Genomic DNA, 19,249 nt, shown 5'->3' on the forward strand with positions numbered 1-19,249 from the left:
AGTATGCGTTCCTCCTTCATTTCATTAATGTTTGAAATGGCGCATGCCTGTAGTTACCATAGCGATACCATATTGATTCGCCATATCGATTGAATCTTGATCTTTAATAGAACCCCCTGGTTGTATAATGGCTTTAATACCTGCTTTTGCAGCAGTTTCAACTGTATCACTCATAGGGAAGAAACCATCTGACGCTAATACGACTTGATCGTTCATTTCGATTGCACGCTCAATAGCAATTTTAGCAGAACCGACACGATTCATTTGTCCCGCACCAATCCCCACTGTTTGTTTGTCATTAGCTAATACAATCGCGTTACTTTTCACTGACTTAACAACTTGCCAACCTAACAATAATGCATTCCATTGTTCTTCTGTTGGTTTCGCTTCTGTCACAACGGTCATGTTTTCTCTTTTAACATCGAAGTGATCTTTATCTTGAACAAGATAGCCACCTGAAACAGAGACAAATTCAACTTCATCTTTTTCTTCAGACATTTCAATTTCAAGTAATCGAATGTTTTTCTTTTGTTGCAATACGTCTAGCGCCTCTTTTTCAAATTTTGGCGCAATCACAACTTCTAAGAAAATAGAATGTAAATCTTCAGCAAGCGCTTTTGTAACTGGACGGTTTAATGCAACGATACCACCAAAAATAGATTGACTGTCTGCTTCATATGCATGTTGATACGCTTGATGAATGTCTGAAGCAATACCTACACCACATGGATTCATATGCTTAACTGCAACTGCAGTCGGTAAATCGAATTTTTTAACAAGTGTTAATGCCGCATCAGCATCTTTAATATTGTTATAGCTCAATTGCTTACCATGCAGTTGTTTTGCACCTGCAATGGTATTCGGAGCTGATGATGTACGAACAAATGACGCAGACTGTTGCGGATTTTCACCATAACGTAAAGTTTCTTTATTGTCACTGAAAAATTCAACAATCGCTTGGTCATATTCAAATGTATGATTAAAAACTTTAATCATTAATGACTTTCTATAAGCTTCATCTAAAGTCCCATTTTGAATACGCTCAATCACTGTGTCATAATCAGTTGGATCCACAATCGTTGTAACATGTTTAAAGTTTTTCGCAGCAGCTCTTAACATTGTCGGCCCGCCGATATCGATGTTTTCTATTGCGTCCATTTCTGTCACATCTGGATTTTTAACTGTCTCTTTAAATGGATATAAATTAACAACCACCATATCAATTAAATCAATATTTTGTTCTTTTAATTGTTCTAAATGCTCCGGTTTATCTCTATCAGCGAGAATACCGCCATGAACAGCTGGATGAAGTGTTTTAACACGTCCATCCATTATTTCCTCAAACTGTGTTAATTCAGACACTGATGCCACTTTCACTCCTGCTTCATCAATTGCACGATATGTGCCACCTGTTGAATATAATGCATAACCTGCATCGACTAATGATTTGGCAAATTTAACAATACCTGTTTTATCAGAAACACTCAAAATTGCTTTTTTCATGGTTTAATTTAACTCCTTATTGAATAATCTTCTTTATAACGGCTGGATATAATTCATATTCTAATGCTTTAATACGTTGTTCTAATGTAGATATCGTATCATCCTTATAAATCGGGCATGTACGTTGTTCAATAATTTGTCCAGTGTCCATGCCTGCATCAACATAATGTACGGTTGAACCTGTTTTGTCATCACCACTATTTAATGCTTGTCCGACTGCGTTTTTACCTTTATATTTCGGTAATAATGAAGGATGAATATTAATCATACGACCTTCATATGCTGATAATAACGTTTCACCAATGAGTCGCATATAACCCGCTAAAACAATCCATTCTGCTTGTTCAGCTTTCAAATGCTTAAGCACATCCGCTTCATACGCTGCTTTATTTTCATACGTTTTAGGTACAAAAGCATGAACGGGTATTTCATGTTGTTGCGCCAGTGCGATACACGCGGCTTCTGGTTGATCTGTATATAGCGCTGTCACTTCTATATTTTGCAATTCACCTTCACGAATGCGTGTCATAATATTATCGAAATTCGTTCCTGAGCCTGAAGCAAAAATCGCAATTTTAATCACAATGCAGCCTCCGTTAAGCGAATGGCTTCATCTTCTTCAGTAATTGTACCTATTGTGTAAGATTGAACATTCGCTGCTTTTAAAATTTGATGCACTTTTGTTTCATCTTCAGGTCGAACAATAAGTGTAAAACCGATGCCCATATTAAAGATGTGATACATTTCATCACTATCAACTTGTGCTTCTTGTTGTAACCATTCAAATATTTTAGGTGTTGGGAAAGATTCTGTATTAACAACTGCTGTTTTACCTTGTGGAAGTGCTCTAGGAATATTTTCATAGAAGCCACCCCCTGTAATATGTGTCATCGCTTTAATTTGTACTTGTGATTTCACCTCAAGTACAGGTTTAACATATAGTGCAGTCGGTGTTAAAAATACATCTAAGTAGCTTTTCCCTGCTTCAAATTCATCTTCGACATTAATGCCAGATTGTGCAATTAAGCGACGTACTAAACTATAACCGTTAGAGTGAATACCATTGGATGCAAGCCCAATGATGACATCTCCTTTTTCAACTTTTGAACCATCGATATAATCTTCCTTTTCAACAGCACCTACAGCAAAACCAGCAACATCATATTCACCTTCGTGATACATTTCACCCATCTCAGCCGTTTCGCCACCGATTAATGCTGTATTTGTAGCAACACAACCATCACTAATTCCTTTGACAATTTGCTCGATGACTTCAGGTACGACCTTATTTGTAGCAATGTAATCTAAGAAGTATAATGGCTCTGCACCAGTCGTTAAAATGTCATTGACACACATGGCTACTGCATCAATACCGATGCTGTCATGTTGATTATAGTCAATCGCAAGTTTTAATTTTGTACCGACTCCATCTGTACCTGATACGAGCACAGGCGCTTTCATATTCAGTTGTGATAAATCAAAAGTTGCACCAAAGCCACCTAATCCGCCGAGTACTTCTTTACGCATTGTTCTTTCAACATGACTGGACATACGTTTGACCGCTTCATAACCTGCTTCAATGTCCACCCCAGCTTTTTTATACGATTCAGCCATTTATTACACTCCTCTTCTTTTCATTTCTTTCGCTTCTGGTAATTGATGATCTACAATTTCAATTGGATATTCACCTGTAAAGCAAGCGTTACATTCACCTTTAGAACCGTGCGCTCTGAACACTTCATGCATCCCATCTACAGATAGATACGTTAATGTATCTGCGCCAATCATTTTTCGGATTTCTTCGACGCTATGTTGTGCTGCCATCAGTTCAGCATGTGTAGAAACGTCTATCCCGTAATAACATGGGTCTTGTAATGGGGGGGAAGAAATACCCATATGCACTTCTTTAGCTCCCGCTGATTTTAATGCTTTCACGATGTATTTACTTGTCGTTCCACGCACAATGGAGTCATCTATCACCACGACACGTTTCCCTTCAATCACATCACGAATCGGAGAATGTTTCATTCGGACTTGACGCTCTCTGACGGTTTGATCAGGTGTAATAAAAGTACGGCCAATGTATCGATTTTTTAATAATCCTTGTTCATTCGGAATTCCTGTGTATTCAGAAAAACCTTTTGCAGCTTGAAGAGAAGAGTCAGGCACACCAATAACGATGTCTGCATCTACTCCCATTTCTTCAGCTAACTTTCGCCCTAAAGCTTTTCTGACATTGTAAATAGAATGATTTCGAAATTCTGAATCAGGACGTGCAAAATATACATATTCCATAGAACACATCTTATGATCTACATCAGGCGTATACATATCGTAGTCCACATCATCTTCATTTGAAAATGTGATTAATTCTCCAGGTTCAATATCACGAATATACTCCGCGCCAATTGCAGTAAAAGCACATGTTTCACTTGCTACACAATATGCCCCATCCACTTTACCAAGCATTAAAGGACGGACCCCACGATTATCTCGTGTTACTGTCAATTGCTGTTCATTTAAAATGACACAACTAAAGGCACCTTTCACTTGATTCAACGCAGCTTTTTGATTTGTCTTAATATTTTTCGATTTACCTTTAATAAGTAAGTGTGCTAAAACTTCTGAATCACTTGTTGTTTGGAATATGCCACCTTCAGACTCGATCGCTTTACGAATTTGACCCGCATTTGTCAAATTTCCATTATGCGCTAAGCCTAAGTCTCCTTTTGAATGTTTAAACAAAAAAGGTTGGACATTTGAAATTTCACTTGCGCCCGTTGTCGCATAACGTACATGACCGATAGCGTGCGCATAACCTTGAAGAGAGTTAAGTTGTTGTTCTGAAATCGCTTCGGGAAGTAATCCCATACCACGCGCCCCAAAAAGTTGCTCACCATTTGAACATACAATTCCAGCACCTTCTTGACCACGGTGTTGTAAACTGTGTAAAGCCATGTATGTTAAATGTGCCGCATGTGGATGATTCCAAATTCCAAAAACACCGCATTCTTCATTTAGTCCACGGATGTCATACATGCCTCAATAGCCCCTTCCCAGTTTCTTTTAAGTTCTGATGTACGACGTTCGATTACACTTTCTTTACCTTCTACTTTAAAGTCGTCAGTGTCAGTGAAAGAACCAATTGGCGTGGCATCTTCAATATCAATGCTTTGTCCTTTTTTAACAGCGACAATATATCGGCCTTGTGTCTCACTAAATAACTGTGCATTTGTTAAATCAAATTTTGCATCAATACCTAAGCTGTAATGTGCACTCATTTTGGCTAATGTAAGTAATAAACCGCCTTTACCGACTGTTTGTGTATGTGAAACTTTTCCACTGCGAATCTCCGAACGGATTGCTTCGCCTCTTTGAACCTCTTTAGATAAATCGATATGCGCTTCTTCATGATTAACACTGCCATGTAAAAGTTTCTCAATTTGGCTTCCTCCAAAGCTATCTGTCGTTTCACCTACAACATAAAGTGTATCGCCAACAGATGGTTGATATGATTTTAAATAATCCATATCTTCTATTAATCCCACCATACCTACAACAGGTGTTGGGAAAATTGAGGACGTACGCGTTTCGTTATAAAGTGATACGTTACCAGATACAACAGGTGTCGCTAATGCTTCACATGCTTCAGCCATTCCTCTTGTAGAATCAATAAGCTGTTGATAAATATGTTTTTTCTCAGGAGAACCATAATTTAAACAGTCTGTCATCGCAAGCGGTTTTGCCCCAACTGCAATTAAGTTACGGTATGCTTCTGCAACGACCATTTTTCCACCTTCATACGCATTATTAAATACGTAACGCGCTTCACCATCGATTGTTGATGCAACAGCTTTATTTGTACCTTCCACACGTACAACAGAAGCTTGTAATCCAGGCTTCACAATGGTATTCGCACCTACTTGTTGGTCGTATTGATCATACAAGTAATGTTTTGATGCAAGTGTAGGATGCGTCAGTAATTGATCGAATACATTTTCAACATCTATATTGTCGTAATTGTTTGCCGGCGCTTCATGTTGAAGTTTTTCTCCCTCTAATACATAAACTGGCGCCTCGTCAGCAAGCGGTTCAACAGGGATATCTGCATAAACTTCACCTTCATATGTGAGGACAAAGCGATTGGTATCTGTTACTTCACCGATGACTGCACTATCTAACTCGTGATAATCAAATAAATCTAAGAACTTTTGTTCAGTCCCTTTCTCAACAACGAGTAACATACGCTCTTGTGTTTCTGAAAGCATCATTTCATATGGTGAAATTCCTTTTTCTCGTACAGGGACTTTATCCAGTTCTAAATGAATACCGCTACCCCCTTTTGCAGCCATTTCAGAAGATGAAGATGTCAGACCTGCAGCACCCATATCTTGAATTCCTACTAGCTCTTCAAATGTGATTGCTTCTAAAGTCGCTTCCATTAACTTCTTACCGACAAATGGGTCACCGATTTGAACAGAAGGACGTTTACTTTCACTTTCTTCTGTTAACTCTTCTGATGCAAAAGTAGCACCATGAATCCCATCACGACCTGTTTTTAATCCCACATAAATGACAGAGTTGCCTACACCTTTTGCAGTTCCTTTTTGAATCATGTCATGATCAATGACACCGACACACATCGCATTGACAAGTGGATTACCGTCATAGCGTTCGTCAAATTCAATCTCACCTGCAGTTGTAGGGATTCCAATACAGTTACCATAGCCACCTATGCCTGCAACTACACCACTTAATAATCGGCGGTTCGTTTTTTCAGTCAATTCACCAAAGCGTAAACTATTCAATAAATTAATTGGACGTGCACCGATAGATACGATATCACGAATAATGCCACCAACCCCTGTTGCTGCGCCTTGATACGGTTCAATTGCTGATGGGTGGTTGTGTGATTCAACTTTGAAGACGACCGCTTGATTATCACCGATATCCACAACACCAGCGCCCTCACCAGGTCCCATTAATACATGTTCACCTGTAGTTGGGAATTGTTTTAAAAATGGTTTAGAGTGTTTGTAAGAACAGTGTTCACTCCACATTACTGAAAAAATACCTGTTTCAGTAAAATTAGGTGTACGTCCTAAAATTTCAGTTACTTTTTCGAACTCTGTATCACTTAGCCCCATATCACGATACAATTTTTCTGATTTAACTTCTTCTGCAGACGGCTCTAAAAATTTAGGCATTTTGTTCCCTCCAACTATTTACCATAGATTCAAATAATTTCACACCACTATCAGTACCAAGAATCGCTTCTAATGCACGCTCTGGGTGAGGCATCATGCCACAAACATTTCCTGCTTTATTCACAATTCCTGCAATATCATCATGTGAACCATTTGGATTGTCCACATATTTCAAAATAATTTGGTTATTTTCTACTAAGTCTTGATAAATTTCTTCCGTACAATAATAATGACCTTCACCGTGTGCAACTGGGTAAACCACTTCTTCACCCTCGGCATAGTTATTTGTAAACGGTGTTTGATTATTTACAATTCTCAAACGTTCGTTGCGACTTACAAATAAGTGTGAGTCATTATGCAACAATGCACCAGGAAGCAGTCCAATTTCTGTTAAAATTTGAAAACCGTTACAAACACCAAGGACTGGTTTCCCTTCTTCTGCAAGTCTTTTAACTTCTTTAATAACGGGTGCAACACTCGCTACAGCACCTGAGCGCAAATAGTCACCAAATGAAAAACCACCAGGAATCAAAACACCATCGTAGCCATTCAATGACGTTTCACGATAATCCACGTAATCAGCTTCTACACCTGATTTAATCGCTGCATTATACATATCACGGTCACAGTTAGACCCCGGGAATCTTAGGACAGCAAACTTCATTTTATGCATTCTCCTTTTCATCCAATACTTTGTAGCTATATTCTTCTATCACTGTATTCGCAAATAACTTTTCGCTTAATGTTGTAATAACATTATGAACTGCTTCATCCGTTGCTTCATCAATTGTCATATAAAGCACTTTTCCTACACGAATATCATTAACTTGTGGATATCCTAAATCGTGTACTGCGCGGTTTAACGCTTGTCCTTGTGTATCTAAAACTTGGGGTTGTAAAGTGATGTGTAATTCGATTGTTTTCATGATTAAAGTGCCTCCAATTTATTTAAGAAAGTTTGATAAGTATCGATTAAAGAACCTGTATCTTCTCTATATACATCTTTGTCAAAATTTTCGTGTGTCGTTTTATCCCAAATACGACATGTATCAGGGGAAATTTCATCTGCGAGCACAAGATTCTCTGATGAGTCGTGCCCAAATTCAATCTTAAAATCGACGAGATCAAGTCCCATTTCATCCATTAATTTCACAAGTGCTTGATTCACTTTGAGTGCTTCCCTTTTAAGTGCAGCAATCGTTTCGTCATCTGCAATATGAAGGAGTTTAACATGATCATCTGTAATCAATGGGTCGTTAAGGTCATCATTTTTATAGAAAAACTCAACGAAAGGATAATCAAAACGATGACCTTTTTCAAAACCAAGACGTTTTGTAATAGAACCTGCAGCAATGTTTCTGACTACGACTTCTAGCGGGATGATTTTAACCGCTTTTACCAATTGCTCCGTTTCAGATAATTGGCGAATGAAGTGACTTTCAACGCCCTCTTTTTTAATATATTCAAAAATCTTACTTGTAATTTGGTTGTTTAAACGCCCTTTCCCAACCATTGCATCTTTTTTAGCGCCATTTCCTGCTGTCACTTCATCTTTATATTCGATACGTAATTCATTAGGTTGCTCCGTTTCGAATACACGTTTGGCTTTACCTTCATATAGTAGACTCATTTGATTTCGTCTCTCCCTTCAAATTGTTTCAACATTGCTTTTTCAGTTTTTTCAATGTTGTCTGTCAAAACGGTCATATGCCCCATCTTACGTTCAGGTTTTCGCACTGTTTTACCATAAATGTGCACATGCCACTCTGGATGCTGGCTGAATTGATCTTCTAATAAGTCTAAATCTTTTCCTAGTAAGTTCATCATTACTGCAGGTTTCAATAACTCGATTTGAGATGGCAATTGTTGCCCTGTCACAGCTAGGATATGTGTATCAAATTGAGAAAAATCACATGCTTCAATCGAATAATGTCCTGAATTGTGAGGACGTGGCGCAATCTCATTGACGTATAGTTCATTTTGTTGATCAATAAAAAATTCAACTGTAAATGTACCTACGAAATGTACTGCTTCTGTAATTTTCGAAACTTCTTGACGTGCTTCTTCCTCTTTGCTTGAACGCGCAGGTACAATTGTTTTAAACAATACTTGATGACGATGTTCATTTTCTTGAAGCGGAAAATAAACTTTTTGCCCATGTTTCCCTATCGTTACAGTTAATGAAACTTCGAGTGCTAAATCCAAAAATTGTTCTGCGACACATTCTTGATTTTCAATTAAAGCGAATGCTTCCTCGAGTTGCGCTTCTGATTGTACAAGGATTTGACCTTTACCGTCATAACCACCAAAACGTGTTTTAAGCATAAAAGGATATCCTAATGTTCGTATTGCTACATTTAAATCTTGTGCTGATGTGACTTGAACAAAAGGAACGACCTTTGCGCCTGCATTTTGTAAAGTTTGTTTTTCTGTTAAACGATCTTGAAGAAGTTGAATGGCTTGATAACCTTGAGGAACGTTGTAATTTTCTACAAGTTTTTGAAGTTGTTTGCCCGCAATATTTTCAAACTCGTAAGTGATAACGTCTGATTTTTCTCCTAATTGTGTTAATGCTGACATATCATCATAGGCAGCATGTATAAATTCATGTGCAACATATCGGCAAGGACAATTTTTATCTGGATCCAACACGACCACACGATACCCCATTTTTTGTGCAGATTGTGCCATCATCTTTCCAAGTTGTCCGCCACCAATAATGCCAACTGTTTGCCCAAAATGTAACTTATCGAAGGTCATTTTGCATCACCTCTACTTTTTCTACAAGCGATGCTTCGTAAGCGTTTAAACGCGCTTGAACTTGTTCGTCTGTCATACCAATCATTCGTGCAGCCAAAATCCCTGCATTTTTCGCACCTGCTTTGCCAATTGCCGTTGTAGCTACAGGTATTCCTCCAGGCATCTGAACGATAGAAAGTAATGAATCTAAGCCTTTTAAACTTTTTGATTCGATAGGCACGCCAATGACGGGCAATGTCGTCATGGAAGCGACCATACCCGGTAAATGTGCAGCACCGCCTGCACCTGCAATAATGACTGAATATCCATTTTGTCTTGCTTGACTTGCAAATTCGACCATCATATGTGGTGTGCGGTGTGCTGAAACGACTTTTTTATCATATGAAATTTCAAAATCATCTAACATGACACATGCTTCTTTCATTATTTCCCAGTCAGAAGAACTCCCCATTATGACTGCTACCTTCACTATGAACACCCTTTCAAAGATTTGAAATATTAATCTTAATAGTTGTATATTACAGGTATAGCATAACAAGCTCACATGCTTTTTTCAACGTAAAAATCGAACTTTAATACTTTTTTTAAATCTATATTTCGTATTTTGTTCGATTATTGGTATAATTACATTGAAATCATTCGTCATTGTTCGAATTATTATGAGGAGGCTATTTTTATGAGTGCAAAAATTTTAGATGGGAAACAAATCGCGAAAGATTATAGACAAGGTTTGCAAGATGAAGTAGAAAAATTAAAGGCGCAAGGGTATACGCCTAAGCTTTCTGTTATTTTAGTTGGAAATGACGGCGCAAGCCAAAGCTATGTCCGTTCAAAAAAGAAGGCAGCTGAAAAAATCGGCATGATTTCTGAAGTCATTCATTTAAATGAAGATACTTCTGAAGCGGATGTGTTGAAAGAGTTAGAACGTTTAAATCAAGACGACAGCGTAAGTGGGATTTTAGTGCAAGTTCCGCTACCGAAACAAGTGGATGAACAAAAAGTATTAGATGCCATTGACCCAGCCAAAGATGTTGATGGTTTCCACCCTATCAACATTGGTCGTTTATATTTAGATGAAGCAAAATTAATCCCATGTACACCACTTGGCGTGATGGAATTATTGAAACATGCGGACATTGATTTAGAAGGTAAAAACGCAGTAGTTATCGGCCGTAGTCATATTGTGGGTCAACCTGTAGCAAAATTATTAATCCAACAAAATGCAACTGTCACCGTTTTACATTCACGTAGTCAAAATATTAGTGAACATTTAAAACAAGCTGATGTCATTGTGAGCGCAGTTGGACGTCCTGGTATGGTGACACGTGATGACGTTAAAGCTGGTGCTGTAGTGATTGATGTCGGAAATACACCAGATGAAAACGGCAAGCTTAAAGGCGATGTAGAGTATGACGAAGTAAAAGAAATTGCAGGTGCAATCACACCTGTTCCTGGTGGTGTAGGGCCTATGACAATCACAATGGTTTTAAATAATACTTTAATTGCTGAAAAAATGCGTCGTGGCTTAGAATAAACTATCATAATTGATGAATTCTAAAGATTTGTTTGTTAGCGGTATATTTTTTCTTATTTAATAAGCTTGGACAAATCAAGTATTGATATATATAAAGAGGTTGGGCACGTTGCTCAACCTCTTTTTCTTGTATGCTAAAATACATATTATATTTTGTTATAATAATCCAATTCATTTTATAGTTGATTAAATACTAGTTATTTACTATAGAAATATAGTCTATTAAAAGTGTCAATCATTCAAATATCAAATTAATTTATTACAATTTACTAGAACTGTATACATCAAAGCAAATTGTAGTTAGAATATTTTCAAGGGCATTAATATAATTATTTTAACTAAAGGGGCATTTCCTAATATGATTTATACAATTACTTCTACTCTACCAAAAGAACATGGTGGTCGTACTAAGTCATTGTTACAAAGAATAGATCTACTCAAACAGCAATTAAACATCAATAATGTAATTTTGACGACAAACTATAATATTGAATATCCAGAAATCCAAAAAACGTTTATTGAAAATGGCATACTTGATCCGTCTATTACGCACGAAAACATCTATGATTGGTTATCTGGTTACCGTCTGTATGCCGTTAGACGGAGCCGTTTTAAATCAAAGCCAATCATAAATGAGACAGCTAGAGAAATCGAAGGACTGACTTCTAAAGTACCTAAGAAAGATAACGATATTGTGCGATACTATGATCAAGAACGCTATGTCCTTTACAGAAAATACTATGCACAATCAAACATCTTAGAATTAGAAGATTTTATGGATGATATCTCAAAGCGCCGTATTGAAAGACGTAAGTATAATCAGTACGGCTATATTCATCAAAAAATTGTCTATCATCCTAAGACTTTCGGTAAGCAAGTTGAAACATTTTATGATGGTTTAGGCTACCCATATTGCGTCAAATACTATACTTCAGATGAAAAACCTAAGCTAAGTCTCATCAAACTTGTTGATCAAGAAGGTCGACCTTATCGCTTTTTTGATAATGAAAAAGCATTATTTCGTTATTATTTTGAAAGTAAGTTCCAAGACGATGACATTGTTTTCAATGATGCGCGTTTATTGGACAGACCTTTATTATTCAATAAAAAGAAGACTAAAAACATCCTCGTTTTCCATAATACGCATTTACAAAATGATGATACAAGCGTACTCAAATCTTATCAATTTGCATTAGAAAATAGTAACGCTGTATTCAAATATTTAATCCTTACAAATCACCAAAAAGAAGACATTCAAGCAAAATATGGCATTTCAAATGATAAATTCATAGTCATCCCTCACTCTATTGATCACACAGTTTCTAACAGCGTTGAACATGCACGTAAAGACTTTGTTTTTATCGGAAGATTTGGCGTACAGAAACAATTGCCCCATCTCATTCGTGCCTACAAATTATTTAAAGATAAGGGATACGAAGATAAACTCCATCTTTACGGTAAAGATGAAGATGGTCAGCTAAAAATGATTGAAGCTTTGATTAAAGAATTAAATTTAGAAAAAAGTGTCGAAATTAATGGCTTTACTTCAAATCCATTAGACGTATTTTCACGTTCTAAAGCTTCTTTACTGACAAGCCTGCATGAGGGATTTGGTCTTACAATTATGGAAAGTATCAAAACAGGATGTCCTGTCGTTTCATATGATGTGAAATATGGACCTAGAGAAATTATTGATCATGGGGCAAACGGTTATTTGGTCACACCACAAAATATAGAAGAATTTGCTTCTAGAATGGAAGATATTGTTAACCAACCATTACAAAATGTGCAGTTGACAAGTAGATTATACCAATCTACAGCCATTGAAAATTATAAAACCCTTTTTAATTCTCTTGGCTATACTTATAAAAAATAATATACCTCAATCGCGTTAACTCACGATTAATTTATGCTCTTTCTAAAAAAGCGATGAAGAAGCAAGCCACTAAGCCCTTCTTCATCGCTTTTTATTATTTATTTTTTATACATTAACACTTAAACGTGGTACAAATGTTTCAAAGTGAACTTGATTTTGATCTACGCCTAAATCATCTAATGTTTTAATAATCGATTGTAAAAATGGTGTTCCCCCACATACATAAACTTCTATTTCATCTGAAAGATATGTTTTAAGTTCATCTGCTTCTAAATAACCTTCTTTATCTTTAATATGAATATGAAGGTGTGCATGGGGCGATTTTGCTGTTAACGCTTCTAATGTGTCTTTAAAAGCAACATCATTTTCTGTCGCAGCGACATGAATCATTTGTGCTGTACCTTGTGATTCAATCACTTGTCGATACATGGAGACTAAAGGCGTCACACCTACGCCTGAACCGATAAACAATTGAGGCTTTTCAGAATGATGTACTTTAAATCCTCCCACCGGGGCAGATAATAAAATCGTATCTCCTTCTTTAAATTCTTCATGTAATACAGTCGAAACTTCACCCTCATGTGTATCACTCACTTCATGTCTTACCCCAAATGTCATGAAGTCTTTATCACCATCTACAATGGAATAGTGACGTTTTGCTCTATAGGGTAATCTTTCACTTTCAACATCTACTGTGATGTATTGTCCTGGTACGAACTGGCTTAAATCTTGTGTCTCTGAAGTCACTGTAAATGCTTTAATATTATGTGTTACTTGTTCAATATGCGTAATTTTAAAAGGTTTGAAGCCATCCCAAGCCATGTTTTCATAGATTTCTTTTTCTACTCCGATGAAAGCATCTGCAATCACGCCATAAGCTTTTGCCCAAGTTTGAATAACTGGATCATCTTCTTCTAGTCCAACTATTTCTTGAATAGCAGCTAATAAATTTTCTCCTACAATCGGATAATGCTCAGGAAAAACTTGTAACGCACAATGTTTATAAGCGATTTCTTTAACAATAGGTAAAATCGGTGTGAAGTCCTCAATGTTCATCGCTGCTGCTAAGACAGATTGTGCAAGCGCTGTCGATTGAAATCCTTTCTTTTGGTTCGTTTGATTAAACATATTGCGCAATTCAGGGTGTTGGTTAAACATTCTATTATAGAAATTTGATGTGATTTCTGTTCCTCTCTCTTTTAAAATCGGTACAGTTTGCAAAATAATTCCTTTTTCTTCTTGTATTAACATAAATCCTCACTCCTGTTTAATATTTGCATTGATTCCTTACTCAAACATTTGACTTATGTCAAAAGTAAATCAATCTTACACTTTGATACAGCCATTCTAGAAAAATATAACATATTCTCATTGATGATAATTAGGTCCATAGATGGATAGCAAAATTCTCTGAAGAATGTATAATACTTAATGTGAATACCATAACAGTTCAATGAACGGAGGGCCAAAATCTTATGAACAAACTACTTCAATCATTATCAGCTATCGGTGTATCAGCGACACTTGTCACACCACATCTTAATGCAGAGGCTACAACAAACACGATTCCCTCTTTTAAAGGTATAAAAGACTCGGTCATTCAAGTGGGCGAAAAATACAACCCTCTTGAAGGTGTGACCGCTTTTGATAAAGAAGACGGCGACTTAACAGATAAAATTAAAGTAAATGGTCATATCGATACAACTAAACAAGGTACATACGAACTTCAATACCAAGTTGCCGATTCAAACGGTGCCATTGAAACTTCTTCGAGAGTAATCAAAGTTGTAGATGCACCCTTAAAATAATATTTGTATCCATAGTTCCGAACAACGAAAAGTGATCATCAATACTTTTTCCTGATGTGAAATTTATTATGCACTAAAAATAATATTGATGCGCTATGCTATTCCCATAAAGAAGAGAGAGATAAAATAGACACTTAAAAACTGTATTTATAAATCTTTCTCTTTTTTTCATATCAACTACTTCGTATTTTAAACTTTTTTCCACAAATTTTAATTAGCACTTTCCCTACATCTATTCTTCAAATCCCCCTTTTTTAATTCCATAAAAAATAGCTCGAAAAGTTTGTGAAAAAATAAACATTACCTTTTTCTTAATTAAATCTTAATTAAATAAGTAGAAATAGAGACTTTTCACAAAATGTACACATAATTTTAATAATGCCCTGAAGCCCTATCATGCCTTGAATATCAAGGCTTTCATGTTTTTTCATTTATTGTTTTTTCAAAATGGCACTTGTAAATATCATATATTATTTTAAAATTAGTATAAGCCCTACAATTGTAGTATTAGGAGGTCAAAAAAAGTGTCAAAATTTAAGTCTTTGCTTCTAGCTTTCGGAACATTGTTTTTGCTTGCGGGCTGTTCTGATGTAGAAGTTCTAAACGCAAAAGGGCCAATGGCCAGCGACCAAAGGTTTTTGATTATTTATTCAATCATCTTTATGGTTGCCATTGTAGCTGTGGTACTTATCCTATTCGCGATATTTACGTTTAAGTATCGTTACAAAAACACAAGCGAATCAGGAAAAATGCACCACAACGTTATTCTTGAGACAGTATGGTTCATCATCCCTGTGATCATTTTAATTGCATTAATGATTCCAACTGTTAGAGCCTTATATGAATATGAGGAGCCACCTAAAGCTGAAGATGACCCAATCGTCATTTACGCAGTGAGTGGTGGATACAAATGGTTCTTTGCTTATCCGGATGAAAAAATTGAAACGGTTAACCACATTAAAATTCCTACTAACCGACCAATTACTTTCAAACTTCAAGCAATGGACACAATGACAAGTTTCTGGGTTCCTCAATTAGGTGGTCAAAAATATGCTATGACTGCCATGACAATGGAGTGGACTTACCAAGCTCACGAAGAAGGTACATATCGTGGACGTAACTCAAACTTTAACGGTGAAGGCTTCTCTCGTCACACATTTAACGTAGAAGCTGTGAGTCAAAGTGAATATGACAAATGGGTAAAAGAAGCGCAATCTGAGAAAAAAATTGATCAAGATACGTTTGATAAACAACTTTTACCTATCACTAAAAACAAAGAGCTTACTTTTAGTGGCACACATATGGCATTTGTGGATCCTGCTGCTGATCCAGAATACATTTTCTATGCTTATAAACGATTCAACTACGTACCAAAAGATCCAAACTTCTATGATGATACTAAAGGCGTACTAAGTGAACCGAATAAGCCAGCACGTAAACCACAAATTACAAATGCGAACTACGAACGACATGGTATGAAAGCTGCCATTCTGAAAAACGACGAGCCATATAGTCGTGCATTCATGAAAAATGAAAAGCATACTATGGACGAAATGGAATCAATGCATGAAGGTGCCAAAAATGCTGAGGCACATAAAGATCATAAAAGTGGAGGTGGACATTAATGTTGAACTTTCCGTGGAATGAGCTTTTAGTAAACGGTAACTGGATGATTACATTGGCTCAAATTGCAGCGCCGTTTCTTGTTATTGGTGTTGTTGCTGCCATTACTTACTTTAAGCTCTGGGGATATTTATATAAGGAATGGTTCATGTCAGTCGACCACAAAAAGATTGGTTTAATGTACTTAATCTGTGCTGTTTTAATGTTTGTACGTGGTGGTATTGATGCAATCCTATTACGTATTCAATTAACAGTACCAGATAACCCATTCTTAGAATCAAACCATTATAACGAAATTTTTACAACGCACGGTGTAATCATGATCATCTTCATGGCAATGCCACTTGTTATCGGTTTAATGAACATCATTATTCCATTACAAATTGGTGCACGTGACGTTGCATTCCCATTACTTAACAACATTAGTTTTTGGTTGTTCGTAGCAGGTATGCTATTATTCAACCTTTCATTTATCGTCGGTGGTTCACCTGCAGCAGGTTGGACAAACTACGCACCACTTGCGGGTGAATTTAGTCCTGGACCAGGTGTAAACTACTACTTAATCGCGATTCAAATTTCAGGTATTGGTACTTTAGCAACAGGTATTAACTTCTTCGTTACTATTATTAAGCTAAAAACACCAAGTATGACATTTATGCAAATGCCAATGTTTGTTGTAACAACATTTATTACTATGTTAATTATTATCTTGGCATTCCCTGCATTAACAATCGCACTTGCGTTAATGACTGCTGATAGAATCTTTGACACTGCATTCTTTACAGTAGCCAATGGCGGTATGCCAATGCTATGGGCAAACTTCTTCTGGGTATGGGGGCACCCTGAGGTATACATCCTTGTCCTTCCGGCATTTGGTATTTATTCAGAAATTATTCCAACATTTGCACGTAAACGTTTATTCGGACACCAAAGTATGGTGTGGGCAACAGCTGGTATCGCATTCTTGAGTTTCTTAGTTTGGGTTCACCATTTCTACACAATGGGTAATGGTGCTTTAGTTAACTCATTCTTCTCAATTACAACAATGTTAATCGCTGTTCCTACAGGTGTGAAAATCTTTAACTGGTTATTCACATTGTACAAAGGCCGAATTACTTTTGAATCACCTATGCTATTCTCATTAGCATTTATCCCTAACTTTACAATTGGTGGGGTTACAGGTGTCATGCTTGCGATGGCATCCGCTGACTTCCAATACCACAACACATATTTCTTAGTGGCCCACTTCCACTACACAATTGTTGCTGGTGTTGTATTCGCATGTTTCGCAGCTATGATTTTCTGGTATCCAAAAGCAATGGGATACAAATTATTTGAGAAACCTAATAAATGGTTCTTCTGGATCTTTATGATTGGTTTCAACGTTACATTCTTACCACAATTCATTTTAGGTCTTGATGGTATGCCACGTCGTCTTTACACTTATATGCCTGAAGATCACTGGTTCTTGTTGAACTTTATTTCTTCAATTGGTGCAGCGTTGATGTCTATCGGCTTCTTAGTTTTCGTTGGTAACATCATCTACAGTCACATTAAAGCACCACGTGAAGCAACTGGCGATAACTGGGATGGTTTAGGACGTGGTTTAGAGTGGTCAACTGCTTCAGCAATTCCACCTAAATACAACTTTGCCATCACACCAGAGTGGGACGATCTTGATACATTTGTTGAAATGAAACGACAAGGTAGACACTATCTTGACAATCATAATTATAGTGACATTCACATGCCAAATAATACACACATTGGTTTCTGGATGGGTGTCTTGTTCTTCATCGGTGGTTTCTTCTTAGTATTCGAAACATTATTACCTGCGATTTTATCACTTGCTGGTATTTTCGGATTAATGATTTGGAGAAGTTTCCAAGAAGATCACGGTTATATTATTCCTGCAAGTGAAGTCGCTGAAACTGAAGCGCGCTTAAGAAAGGCACGTCAAAAAGAAAGGGAGGCTCTAAATCATGAGTAATAAGGTTGTCGATACTATTGATGCTCGTACACATGAAGGCGAAATAAATAAACTCGGTTTTTGGATCTTCCTTACAGCTGAATTTGCACTTTTTGGTACGCTTTTCGCAACACTATTAACCCTCCAACATGGTGGTAGTTATGGTGGCATGCTTACAACTGATTTGTTTGAATTACCACTTGTATTAATCATGACTTTCTTACTTTTAGCAAGTTCTTATACTTGCGGTATCGCGATTTATTACATGCGTAAAGAAAATAAGAATTTATTATTACTTTGGATGATTATTACAGTGTTACTAGGGATCGGATTTGTTGGATTCGAGATTTTCGAGTTCTCGCACTACGTTCATGAAGGTGCAACACCACAAACTGCTTCCTACTGGTCTAGTTTCTTTATTCTATTAGGAACGCACGGTGCCCACGTAACTTTAGGTATTTTCTGGATTATCTGCTTATTAATCCAAGTTGCAATGCGCGGGCTTAATAAATACAACGCACCAAAATTATTTATAGTAAGTTTATACTGGCACTTCTTAGATGTTGTTTGGATCTTCATCTTTACTGCCGTATATATGATAGGGATGGTGTATAGCGGATGAATACAATTGTTAAACATACGATAGGCTTTATTGCCTCAATCATTTTAACGTTACTTGCAGTTTTCGTGACTCTTTACACATCACTGTCTTTTAACGCCAAAGTTACTATTATTTTTGGTTTTGCATTTATCCAAGCGTTCTTACAACTCTTAATGTTCATGCACTTAACTGAAGGTAAAAATGGTCGTATTCAACTTGCAAAAGTACTCTTTGCGATTATCATTACTTTAGTTATTGTTATTGGAACATATTGGGTTATGCAAGGTGGTCACGGTCACCACATCTAAGCAATGCATAACGAAAGCACTAACACGCATGCGTGTTAGTGCTTTTTTACAATATTATTT

18 protein-coding genes are annotated in these 19,249 nt (G+C 36.8%); 7 read left to right on the forward strand and 11 right to left on the reverse strand.

From position 1 onward, the window contains the following. Positions 1-24: 24 nt before the first annotated feature. Genes purH through purE form a run of 10 tightly spaced genes read right to left on the reverse strand, consistent with a single transcriptional unit; the run spans position 25 to position 9,939 of the window. Complete coding sequence (gene purH / locus KM149_RS08700) at positions 25-1,503, reverse strand: bifunctional phosphoribosylaminoimidazolecarboxamide formyltransferase/IMP cyclohydrolase (protein ID WP_241415309.1); 1,479 nt, start codon at positions 1,501-1,503, stop codon at positions 25-27. 16 nt (positions 1,504-1,519) lie between these two features. Beyond that, complete coding sequence (gene purN / locus KM149_RS08705; protein ID WP_103356434.1) at positions 1,520-2,086, reverse strand: phosphoribosylglycinamide formyltransferase; 567 nt, start codon at positions 2,084-2,086, stop codon at positions 1,520-1,522. Continuing rightward, positions 2,083-3,117, reverse strand: a complete 1,035-nt coding sequence (purM, locus tag KM149_RS08710; RefSeq protein ID WP_214970248.1) for a phosphoribosylformylglycinamidine cyclo-ligase — start codon at positions 3,115-3,117, stop codon at positions 2,083-2,085. Before purM ends, purN begins: the two co-directional genes overlap by 4 nt. Before the next feature lie 3 nt (positions 3,118-3,120). Further along, positions 3,121-4,542 carry an amidophosphoribosyltransferase gene (purF, locus tag KM149_RS08715; protein ID WP_060830109.1) on the reverse strand — a complete coding sequence of 474 codons (1,422 nt, stop codon included), beginning with the start codon at positions 4,540-4,542 and terminating at the stop codon, positions 3,121-3,123. Beyond that, the gene (gene purL, locus KM149_RS08720; protein WP_214970246.1) at positions 4,521-6,710 is read right to left on the reverse strand and encodes a phosphoribosylformylglycinamidine synthase subunit PurL; all 2,190 of its coding nucleotides are present in this window, start codon (positions 6,708-6,710) and stop codon (positions 4,521-4,523) included. The genes purF and purL overlap by 22 nt, the downstream gene beginning before the upstream one ends. Beyond that, on the reverse strand, positions 6,703-7,374 hold the full coding sequence (purQ, locus tag KM149_RS08725) for a phosphoribosylformylglycinamidine synthase I (protein WP_050331381.1): 672 nt from the start codon (positions 7,372-7,374) through the stop codon (positions 6,703-6,705). The genes purL and purQ overlap by 8 nt, the downstream gene beginning before the upstream one ends. 1 nt (position 7,375) lies before the next feature. Further along, complete coding sequence (gene purS / locus KM149_RS08730) at positions 7,376-7,636, reverse strand: phosphoribosylformylglycinamidine synthase subunit PurS (protein WP_016424734.1); 261 nt, start codon at positions 7,634-7,636, stop codon at positions 7,376-7,378. 2 nt (positions 7,637-7,638) lie between these two features. Further along, positions 7,639-8,340 (reverse strand): phosphoribosylaminoimidazolesuccinocarboxamide synthase, encoded by a 702-nt coding sequence (gene purC / locus KM149_RS08735; protein ID WP_060830111.1) that lies wholly within the window; start codon positions 8,338-8,340, stop codon positions 7,639-7,641. Then, positions 8,337-9,470, reverse strand: a complete 1,134-nt coding sequence (gene purK / locus KM149_RS08740) for a 5-(carboxyamino)imidazole ribonucleotide synthase (protein ID WP_060830112.1) — start codon at positions 9,468-9,470, stop codon at positions 8,337-8,339. Before purK ends, purC begins: the two co-directional genes overlap by 4 nt. Further along, the gene (purE, locus tag KM149_RS08745) at positions 9,457-9,939 is read right to left on the reverse strand and encodes a 5-(carboxyamino)imidazole ribonucleotide mutase (protein WP_050331384.1); all 483 of its coding nucleotides are present in this window, start codon (positions 9,937-9,939) and stop codon (positions 9,457-9,459) included. Before purE ends, purK begins: the two co-directional genes overlap by 14 nt. A 207-nt stretch (positions 9,940-10,146) precedes the next feature. Here purE and folD point away from each other — a divergent pair, with 207 nt between their 5' ends. Continuing rightward, positions 10,147-11,004: a bifunctional methylenetetrahydrofolate dehydrogenase/methenyltetrahydrofolate cyclohydrolase FolD gene (gene folD, locus KM149_RS08750; protein WP_060830113.1), complete on the forward strand. Its 858-nt coding sequence runs from the start codon at positions 10,147-10,149 to the stop codon at positions 11,002-11,004. 358 nt (positions 11,005-11,362) lie between these two features. After that, the gene (locus tag KM149_RS08755; protein ID WP_241415310.1) at positions 11,363-12,880 is read left to right on the forward strand and encodes a glycosyltransferase; all 1,518 of its coding nucleotides are present in this window, start codon (positions 11,363-11,365) and stop codon (positions 12,878-12,880) included. A gap of 105 nt (positions 12,881-12,985) precedes the next feature. Here the strand turns inward: KM149_RS08755 and KM149_RS08760 are convergent, their stop codons facing one another. After that, entirely contained in the window at positions 12,986-14,131 is a 1,146-nt protein-coding gene (locus tag KM149_RS08760) for a globin domain-containing protein (RefSeq protein ID WP_241415311.1), read from the reverse strand. 224 nt (positions 14,132-14,355) lie between these two features. On the opposite strand from KM149_RS08760, the gene KM149_RS08765 reads away from it, so the two are divergent. From KM149_RS08765 to qoxD, 5 genes are all read left to right on the forward strand, one after another. After that, on the forward strand, positions 14,356-14,688 hold the full coding sequence (locus tag KM149_RS08765; protein WP_214970237.1) for an immunoglobulin-like domain-containing protein: 333 nt from the start codon (positions 14,356-14,358) through the stop codon (positions 14,686-14,688). 524 nt (positions 14,689-15,212) lie between these two features. Beyond that, positions 15,213-16,313 (forward strand): cytochrome aa3 quinol oxidase subunit II, encoded by a 1,101-nt coding sequence (gene qoxA, locus KM149_RS08770; protein WP_050331388.1) that lies wholly within the window; start codon positions 15,213-15,215, stop codon positions 16,311-16,313. A gap of 2 nt (positions 16,314-16,315) precedes the next feature. Then, entirely contained in the window at positions 16,316-18,301 is a 1,986-nt protein-coding gene (qoxB, locus tag KM149_RS08775; RefSeq protein ID WP_182281321.1) for a cytochrome aa3 quinol oxidase subunit I, read from the forward strand. Then, a complete protein-coding gene (gene qoxC, locus KM149_RS08780; RefSeq protein ID WP_050331390.1) occupies positions 18,294-18,902 on the forward strand; it encodes a cytochrome aa3 quinol oxidase subunit III in 609 nt (202 codons plus the stop codon). Before qoxB ends, qoxC begins: the two co-directional genes overlap by 8 nt. Then, positions 18,899-19,189 (forward strand): cytochrome aa3 quinol oxidase subunit IV, encoded by a 291-nt coding sequence (gene qoxD / locus KM149_RS08785; protein WP_016424723.1) that lies wholly within the window; start codon positions 18,899-18,901, stop codon positions 19,187-19,189. The genes qoxC and qoxD overlap by 4 nt, the downstream gene beginning before the upstream one ends. The last annotated feature ends 60 nt before the right edge of the window (positions 19,190-19,249 follow it).

Origin of the sequence: Staphylococcus coagulans, assembly GCF_022557135.1 — a bacterium.
In the GTDB taxonomy this organism is placed as follows: domain Bacteria; phylum Bacillota; class Bacilli; order Staphylococcales; family Staphylococcaceae; genus Staphylococcus; species Staphylococcus coagulans.